This is a genomic window from Sorangium sp. So ce726, from assembly GCF_051521405.1.
Lineage (GTDB): Bacteria > Myxococcota_A > Polyangia > Polyangiales > Polyangiaceae > Sorangium.
Window position 1 is genome coordinate 10891660 of sequence record NZ_CP150349.1, and the last position, 8341, is coordinate 10900000.

Below are 8341 nucleotides of genomic sequence, written 5' to 3' on the forward strand. Positions count from 1 at the left end.
CGCAGCGCGGCGACGTCGCGAACGGACGCGCGGGATCGCAGCGCGAGGGAGGTGCTCCCGGAGCGCGAGGCCCCGCGCCCGCGCCGCCTCCTCGCCGGAGCCTTGCGCTCCATCGCGCTGCGCTCGGTTGACGACAGGGTCGGGCGCTCGGGTGTACATGAGCCCGACCGGCGCGTTGACCGCATTCCACACCACAGCGCAGCGGGGTGGCTCCGCCGGCGCGTGAGCTTCCTCGGAAGCAATCCTCTCCTCCCTCGGGGAGCGCGGCGGTGCACAGCCCAGGCTGGCAGGTGCCGTGCAAAGGCGGCTGGCCGTGTGCCGGAACAGCACCGCATGGTGTACCCGAGCTGGCTGCCTCCTCGCCGCCGCGCTGGCCGGCTGCGCTGGAGACGCGGACGAAGCTGACCTGCACGACGAGGACGCGGCCGAGGCCGCGCAGGAGATCAAGGGAGGGTATCTAGACGCTGGAGACCGCGCGGTCGCCGGGCTCCTCATCACCGATCGCCGAGGGCGCGTCGCGCGGACCTGCTCGAGCACCGTGATCGCGCCCAACCTGGTGCTCACCGCGCAGCACTGCATCGCGGAAGCTCCCAAGCTCATTGCCTGCAAGACGGCGACGTTCGGTGAGCCGGTCGATGCCTCGCAGGTCTACGCCACGCTCGGCGGGGCCCTGTGGGCTGCGGACACGCCGTGGATCGGCGCGCGCGCGCTGCTCAGCCCGCCCGACGGCAACGCCGTCTGCGGGCGCGACATCGCGCTCGTCGTGCTGTCCTCCCCGCTCGGCGGCAGCGAGGTCACGCCGCTCGCGCCCCGCCTCGATCGGCCTCCCGAGGAGAGCGAGGTCTACTCGGCGGTGGGCTTCGGCGACACGGAGGGCAGATCGCGCGGCGGCGGCGTCCGCAGGCGCCGCGACGGACTTCACGTCGAGTGCGTGGGGTACGGGTGTGGAACGCAGGAGCGCGTCACAGGAGGCGAGTGGCGCGGAGAGAACGGCATCTGCAGCGGCGACTCGGGCGGACCGGCGCTCGACATCGCGGGGCGAGTCATCGGCGTGACGTCGCGCGGGCCCGCCGGCTGCGCCGACCCCATCTATGGTGGGCTGATCGCCCATCGCGACTGGCTCGTCACCGAGGCGATGCGCGCCGCTGACGTCGGCGACTACGACCCGCCCTGGTGGGCCGCGGCGTCGGACCCCGCGGTGCGCTTGCCTTCGCGCCGGCCGCTCGACGAGCGCTGGCTCTCGTGCGCGCACGGCCCTGTCGTCGGCGACGACAGCGGGGCCCCGGCCGCGCGCGCGCTGCTCGCGCTGCTCGCGCTGCTCGCGCTGAGGCGAGCCAGGACGTCCGCGCTGCTGACGTGCCGCGCGCGGCGTGCACGCCACGCGTGCGCCGCGTCGCAGAGCACGATTTCCGCCTGATCGAAGCTCCAGCACACACCTCGCCTGCTAGGATGCGGGCGTCCTGCCCTGCGGAGCGTCCATGCCCATTTCGCCCAGCATCCGTCCGGCCGCGCTGCTCGCGGCGCTCGCGCTCGCCTCTCTTCCCATCGGCTGCAGCCCCACCTACGTGCGCGGCAATCAGGTCGAGGGGCTCGACGACGCGGCGATGAGCACGGGAATCGACAGGCGCGACATCGAGCAGCTCCTTCACGAGAACCTGACGTCGTTGATGGCCTCTCCGGTGGCCAAGGCGTGGGCGCACGACGGCTCGCGGCCCACGCTCGCCATCTATCCGCTGTCGAACCAGACGAGCGAGCACATCGACAGCCAGCTTCAGGCGCTCCTGTCCGATATCGAGACGTACCTGGCCAAGGCGAGCCTCGTCACCGTGGTGAGCGTCGAGCGCCAGCCGCAGATGGTCGCGGAGGTCGAGAAGCAGCGCGGCGGCGGGTTCGATCCGGACCACATCGCCGAGTACAACCGCCAGCTCGGCGCAAAGTACTACCTCACCGGCAAGGTCTTCACCGCCGATGAGCGCACCGACGACGAGCGCCGCGTCCAGTACTTCATGTTCATGCAGGTCATCGAGGTCGCCACGAGCGCGGTGGCCTGGCAGAACAGGGCGGCCTTCACCAAGGCGCTCATCCAGGAGTGATGCGCTGGCGGCACGCGGGCCTCGCGGGGCGCAAGCGTGCGGCCCTGGCTCCTCTCGCGCTGCTCCTCGGCCTCTGGCAGGCCGCCTGCGGCGGACATGAAGATCGCGTGCGCACCGCGCTCCAGGCGCTCGATCGCGGCGCTCCCGCCGAGGCCGTGGCCGCGCTGAACGAGCAGCTCGAGGTCGACACCGCGGCCCAGCTCCCGGCGCTCCGGGGCGACAACGCGCTCCTCCTGCTCGACCGCGGCAACATCCTCCTCAGCATGGACAGCTACCGGCTGTCCGCGCGCGATCTCGGGGCCGCGGACAAGTCGATCGACCTGCTCGACATGTCCCGCGGGGCCGCCCACGATCTCGGCAAATACCTCTTCTCGGACGACGTGGGCCCGTACAAGGCGCCTGCCTACGAGAAGCTGCTCATCAACACCATCAACATGATGAACTACCTGGCCCAGCGCGACCTCAGCGGGGCCAGGGTCGAGGCTCGCCGCCTCGCGGTCATGCAGAGATACCTGCGCGATCACGAGGGCGAGACGGCGCTCCTCGGCCTCGGCAGCTACCTTGCCGGCCTCGCCTTCGAGAAGAGCAGCCAGGCTGACGAGGCGCTCCTCCACTACGACGACGCCCTCCGCCACGGGTCGTATCCGTCGCTCCGCCGCCCGCTCCGCGCGCTCACGCGCGGCGAGCCCAGGTCGCCCCGCATCGCCGCGTTGATCGACGGTGAGGCCCCGCCGCCGCCCCTCGACGAGACCGGCGAGGCCGAGCTCATCGTCGTCGTCGGGTTCGGGCGCGTCCCGCAGAAGGTGCCGCAGCGCCTGCCGATCGGCCTCGCGCTCACGCTCGTGGCCAACGACATCAGCCCGACGGATCGCGCGCGGGCAAGCGAGCTCGCGGCGAAGGGGCTCGTGACCTGGGTCAACTACCCGACGCTCGCCCGGGGCAAGGGCGGCTATTCGATTCCCACGCTGAAGCTGGATGGGCGCTCGCAGCCGATGGATCAGGCGCTCGACGTCGAGGCGCAGGTGCGCGCGGCCTGGAAGAAGAACGAGGGCACCGTCATCCTGTCGGCCATCACGAGGACCGTCGCCCGCATCGCGGCCGGCGAGGCCGCGCAGGGCGCCACCGAGGCTGCTGCGGAGGACTCCGGGCCGCTGGGCCTGCTCGTCGGCCTGCTGACGAGCGCGACGCTGACCGCGCTCGACACGCCGGACACGCGCGGCTGGTCGACGCTCCCCGCGCGCATCGCGATCGCGCGGACCCGCGTCCGCGCGGGCACGCACGACGTGGTCGTCGGCGTCCGCGGCGAGTCGAGGCGCGCCCGGGTGAGCGTGGCCGCTGGCGGGTGGGCCTTCGTCCCGGTGATGGTCCTCCGCTGAGCGGCGCGAGCGGACGGGAGGGTTGCGGGCGCACTCTTCCCGCGGCAGTCTCCGCGCCGATGCGTAGCCCTCATCTCCGCGCCGTGCTGGTTCACGCGCTCTCGGCGTGCTCGCCTCTCGCGCTCCTCTGCGCGACCGCCTGCGGGACGCTCGCCACCTCGCCATCGTGGGTCGGCGGCGGCCTCGCGGTCTCCGCGCCGATCCGGGCAGCCGAGGAGGACGCCGCGATCGAGCGGGAGCGCGCGGTGATCGCGAGTCAACCCAAGCAGATCGGCGCGCGGCATCTCCTCGTCATGCACGAGGGCTCGAAGAGCAAGCCCGAGGGCCTCCGCCGTACGCGCGCCGAGGCGCGCGCGCGAGCGCAGGAAGCGCTCCTCAAGATCCGCGGCGGGGCGAGCTTCGAGGACGTGGTCGCGGAGTACAGCGACGAGCCGGGCGCCGCCGAGCGCGGCGGGGATCTCGGGGTGTTCGAGCGCGGCATGATGGTGAAGGGCTTCTCCGACGCCGCCTTCGCCTTGAAGATCGGCGAGGTGAGCGAGATCATCGAGACGCCGTTCGGCTTCCACATCATCAAGCGCACCGAGTAGCGCCCGCTCCAGCGCTCCAGCCGATCGCGCGCCGGCCGCGGGCTCGACGCCTCCGTCGGAGTCGCCTAGCGTGGCGCGCATGACGAGGACCGTCCGCGCTGCGCCGACCGCCGAGCACCGCCGCCTCGAGGAAGAGCGCGAGCGCCTCCTGCGCTGGAAGCACTGGGGCCCTTACCTCTCCGAACGGGCCTGGGGGACGGTGCGCGAGGACTACAGCGCGAGCGGGGACGCGTGGGCGCACTTCCCTCACGACCATGCCCGCAGCCGCGCCTATCGCTGGAACGAGGACGGGCTCGGCGGCATCTGCGACCGACACCAGATCTTGTGTCTCGCCGTCGCCGTCTGGAACGAGCGGGACCCGATCCTGAAGGAGCGGGCCTTCGGCCTGACCGGGCCCGAAGGCAACCACGGCGAGGACGTCAAGGAGATCTACTACTATGAAGACGCGACGCCGACCTCCAGCTACCTGCGTTATCTCTACCGGTACCCGCAGCGGCCGTTCCCCTATGAGGCGCTCGTCGCCGCCGCGCGCGACCGCGGCCTCTCGGAGGGTGAGGCAGATCTCCCCGATCTCGGCGCCTTCGACGGGGATCGTTACTTCGACGTCGTCGTCGAGTACGCGAAGCGGAGCCCGATCGACATCTTGATGGTCATCACCGTGGTGAACCGCGGCCCGGAGGCCGCGCCGATCCACGTGCTCCCGCACCTCTGGTTCCGCAACACATGGTCCTGGAGCGAGCCTCCGGGTCCGGTCCCGGAGATCCGGGCCATGGAGACCGACGCCGGTCATGTGATGGTGCGCGCGGCGCACCCCGAGCACGGCGCGTATCACCTGTACATCGAGGGCAGCCCGGAGCTGCTCTTCACCAACAACGAGACGAACCGCGAGCGGCTCTATGGCGTCCCTTCGCGGACACCGTACGTCAAGGACGCGTTCCATCACCGGGTCGTCCACGGCGACGAGGCGCGGGTGAACGCCGAGCGTCGCGGCACGAAGGCCGCGAGCTGGCATCGCCTTGAGGTGCCGGCCGGCGAGAGCCGGCGGATCCTGCTCCGGCTCGCGCCCGAGCCGGTGGAGTGCCCCTTCGACGGCGCGGACGAGCTCCTGGAGGCGCGGCGCAGAGAAGCGGACGAGTACTATCTCGCCGTCCAGGGCCCTGCCCTGTCCGACGATCGCCGCGCCATCCAGCGTCAGGCGGCGGCGGGGCTGTTCTGGACGATGCAGTTCTACCACTACGACGTCGACACCTGGCTCCGCGGCGACGCGCACGCGCCGCCGCCCGAGCGGCTGAGCGGCCGAAACGCCCACTGGCGGCACGTCTCCGTCGCCGATGTCCTCTCCATGCCCGACGCGTGGGAGTACCCCTGGTTCGCGGCCTGGGATCTCGCCTTCCACGCGGTCGCGCTGGCCTCGCTCGACATCGATCTCGCGAAGGCCCAGCTGAAGATGATGGTCAAGGAGTGGTACCAGCACCCGAACGGGCAGCTGCCTGCCTACGAGTGGGAGTTCTCGGATCTGAACCCCCCGGTGCATGCCTGGGCGACCTACCAGATCTACAAGATCGAGCGGAAGCAGCGGGGCGAGGGCGATCGGGTGTTCCTGGAGCGGGTGTTCCACAAGCTCCTCATCAACTTCGCCTGGTGGGTCAACAAGCGCGACGCCGAGGGGCACAACGTCTTCGAGGGCGGGTTCCTCGGCCTCGACAACATCTCGCTCTTCGATCGCAGCGAGCGGCTCGCGCCCGGGATGCGCCTGGAGCAGGCGGACGCCACGGCGTGGATGGCGATGTACTGCCTCGACCTCATGCGCATCGCGCTGGAGCTCGCGCTAGACAACTCCGCGTACGAGGATCTGGCCAGCAAGTTCTTCGAGCACTTCTTGCGGATCGCGCACGCGCTCCACCACACCGCCGATGGCCGGCTGCCGCTCTGGTCCGAGGAGGACGGCTTCTACTTCGACATCCTCATCGCCGGAGGGAAGCCGCGGCACGTGAAGATCCGATCGGCCGTCGGCCTCATCCCGCTCTGCGCGGTGCACGTGATCACCCCGGAGATCTACGGCAAGCTCACGAACTTCCGGCGCCGGACCGAGTGGTTCCTCCGCAGGAACCCCGCGCTGGCTGAGGCGATCACCGTACGTCCAGACGGCCGCCAGGTGCTCTCCGCGGTGCCGCCGGGGCGCCTCGAGCGGGTGCTCGCGCACCTGTTTGACGAGGACAAGTTCCTCTCGCCGTTCGGCCCGCGCTCGCTCTCCAAGGAGCACGCGGCCGCGCCCGTCTCGCTCGGGTTCGAGCCCTGCGACGCGCAGTACACGGTCGGCTACGAGCCGGGCGAATCGATCACGCGCATGAAGGGCGGCAACTCCAACTGGCGCGGCCCGATCTGGTTCCCGCTCGGCTACTTGCTCTACCGATCGCTCCTCCGGCTCGACCACGGCTTCGGCGACGTGCTCACGATCCCGTCGCTCGGCGGCCACGGCCCTCGCACGCTCCGCGACGGAGCGCACGAGATCGCGCGCCGACTGATCGCGATCTTCGAGCGCGACCGCGAGGGGCGCCGCCCTGTCTACGGCGAGCACCCCCTCTTCCAGCGTGATCCTCGATTCCGAGATCGCCTGTTTTTCTTCGAGTACTTCCACGGCGACACCGGCGCTGGGCTCGGCGCCTCGCACCAGACCGGCTGGACTGCCCTCGTAGGCGACCTGATCCTACGCACGGAACGGCACAACCACCCGCGTTCGTAGCGCACCCCACAGAGCGTTCGGCGCATCACCGATTCGTGCCGGATCCGTGCTAGGAGGGCGCCTGTGTCGCTGGCGTTCGGCGTCTCGCTCCTCGCGTTGGCCGTCATGCTGGGCGGCATTGCGGCGGTGTTCCGTCACCGGAGCGAGGGCGCGATGTCTGCGTTGCGGACGTTCGCCCTCGTCGGTGCGGCGTCGATCGCGCTGCTTCACCTGCTCCCGGAGGCGATCGGCGAGATCGGCTGGCTCGCGTTGTTCGCGGCGGTGGCTGGCTTCCTGGCGCCGGCGGTGTTGGAGCGCGTCCTGCTCGGGGACGCTGGGGCTGACCGGACGCCGACGACGGCGCTCGCGATGGGGTACGCCGCGGTGCTCGCGCATCAGTTCGGCGAGGGCGCGGCGGTGGCGTCGCTCTCACGCGTTGGACAGCTCTCGCTCCCTGTCGTGCTCGTGATCGCTGCGCACACGGTGCCGCTCGCCATGGTGGTGGCCATTCAGGTCCTCGAGGTGAAAGCCGATACCGGCGGCAAGCGCGCCATGAGCGCTGCGCTCGCGGGCATTGCGCTCGCCACGGTGGTTGGCGCCTTCGCGACGCGGCTTGTCGACCTGGAGCACCTCGAGGCGATCGAGCCCTGGTTGCTCTCCGCGGTCGCGGGCCTCCTTTTGCACGCGCTCTCGCACGAAGCGGTCGCAAGCGGCCCAGCGACGTCTCTGAGCCGCGCCGGCGAAGCCATGGGCGGCCTGCTCGGCCTTTTCCTCGCAACGATCGGGATCGACGAGGAGGAATGGGTGCAAAAGATCCCGTTCGCTCTCCAGATCGCCGCCCTATCCGCCCTTGCGGGGCTCATCCTCCTGCGCAGCTACGGCCCGAGGCGAGCTACCGAGCGTCCGCACTGACCGTCACTCCCCGGTACACCCCGTCCCGACGCCGTAATGGCACGCCACCGCCATCGCCCCGTTCCCTGCCTCAACGGCCCCGATCTGACGGCGGCCAGCACGAGCTCGTTGCAAAGGCGGCGCCTTCAACGGAGCCGTCCCGCCGAACCGTAGGCCCAGGTGGGGTGGCGACGGTGCTCGTCAACGAAGCCATCCTGCCAAACCGTAGGCCTCGGTGGGGTGGCGAGGGTGCTCGTCAACGAAGCCATCCTGCCAAACCGTAGGCTCCCGGCGAGGGTGGCTCGTCGGGCAGCATGGCGAGGGCTGATGTCTGACGCTGCCCCCAAACGAAGTCGTCCTGCCGAACCGTAGGCCCCCGGCGGGGGTGCTCGTCGGGCAGCGTGGCGAGGGCTGATGTCTGAGCCCGATCGACGTTCTGTCTCCGGCGTGCGCAGCGCGCCGGAGACAGAACGTCCCAGGCGAGTTCAGCCCTCGCTGCGCTGCCCGACGAGCACCCCCGCCGGGGGCCGGCCAGCCCGGAACGCGCTTCACGCAGCCGCCGACGTCCCCGAGGCGCCTTCAACGCCGCAACGCACGCCCAAAGTTCGAAGCACAATGGACAAAAAAAAACCTGCGCACGGCTCTCACCGTGCGCAGGTTCGAAGAAAATCC

General features: G+C 70.7%; 6 protein-coding genes and 1 rRNA gene (1 of these 7 cut by a window edge). 6 read left to right on the forward strand and 1 reads right to left on the reverse strand.

The features are described 5' to 3' along the window. Positions 1–313 precede the first annotated feature (313 nt). The 6 genes from WME79_RS40495 (at position 314) to WME79_RS40520 (ending at position 7690) form a co-directional block, all read left to right on the forward strand. Positions 314–1417: a trypsin-like serine protease gene (locus WME79_RS40495; protein ID WP_437526087.1), complete on the forward strand. Its 1104-nt coding sequence runs from the start codon at positions 314–316 to the stop codon at positions 1415–1417. A 61-nt stretch (positions 1418–1478) separates the two neighbouring features. After that, positions 1479–2093 (forward strand): penicillin-binding protein activator LpoB, encoded by a 615-nt coding sequence (locus WME79_RS40500; protein ID WP_437526090.1) that lies wholly within the window; start codon positions 1479–1481, stop codon positions 2091–2093. Continuing rightward, positions 2093–3469, forward strand: coding sequence for a hypothetical protein (locus tag WME79_RS40505; RefSeq protein WP_437526093.1), 1377 nt, complete (start codon positions 2093–2095; stop codon positions 3467–3469). Before WME79_RS40500 ends, WME79_RS40505 begins: the two co-directional genes overlap by 1 nt. 59 nt (positions 3470–3528) lie before the next feature. Then, the gene (locus WME79_RS40510; protein ID WP_437526096.1) at positions 3529–4056 is read left to right on the forward strand and encodes a peptidylprolyl isomerase; all 528 of its coding nucleotides are present in this window, start codon (positions 3529–3531) and stop codon (positions 4054–4056) included. Between the two features lie 79 nt (positions 4057–4135). Further along, positions 4136–6799 (forward strand): MGH1-like glycoside hydrolase domain-containing protein, encoded by a 2664-nt coding sequence (locus WME79_RS40515; RefSeq protein WP_437526099.1) that lies wholly within the window; start codon positions 4136–4138, stop codon positions 6797–6799. Between the two features lie 63 nt (positions 6800–6862). After that, positions 6863–7690 carry a hypothetical protein gene (locus tag WME79_RS40520; RefSeq protein ID WP_437526102.1) on the forward strand — a complete coding sequence of 276 codons (828 nt, stop codon included), beginning with the start codon at positions 6863–6865 and terminating at the stop codon, positions 7688–7690. 648 nt (positions 7691–8338) lie between these two features. On the opposite strand, the gene rrf is transcribed toward WME79_RS40520, so the two are convergent. Then, positions 8339–8341, reverse strand: a 5S ribosomal RNA gene (gene rrf, locus WME79_RS40525) (it continues 114 nt past the right edge of the window).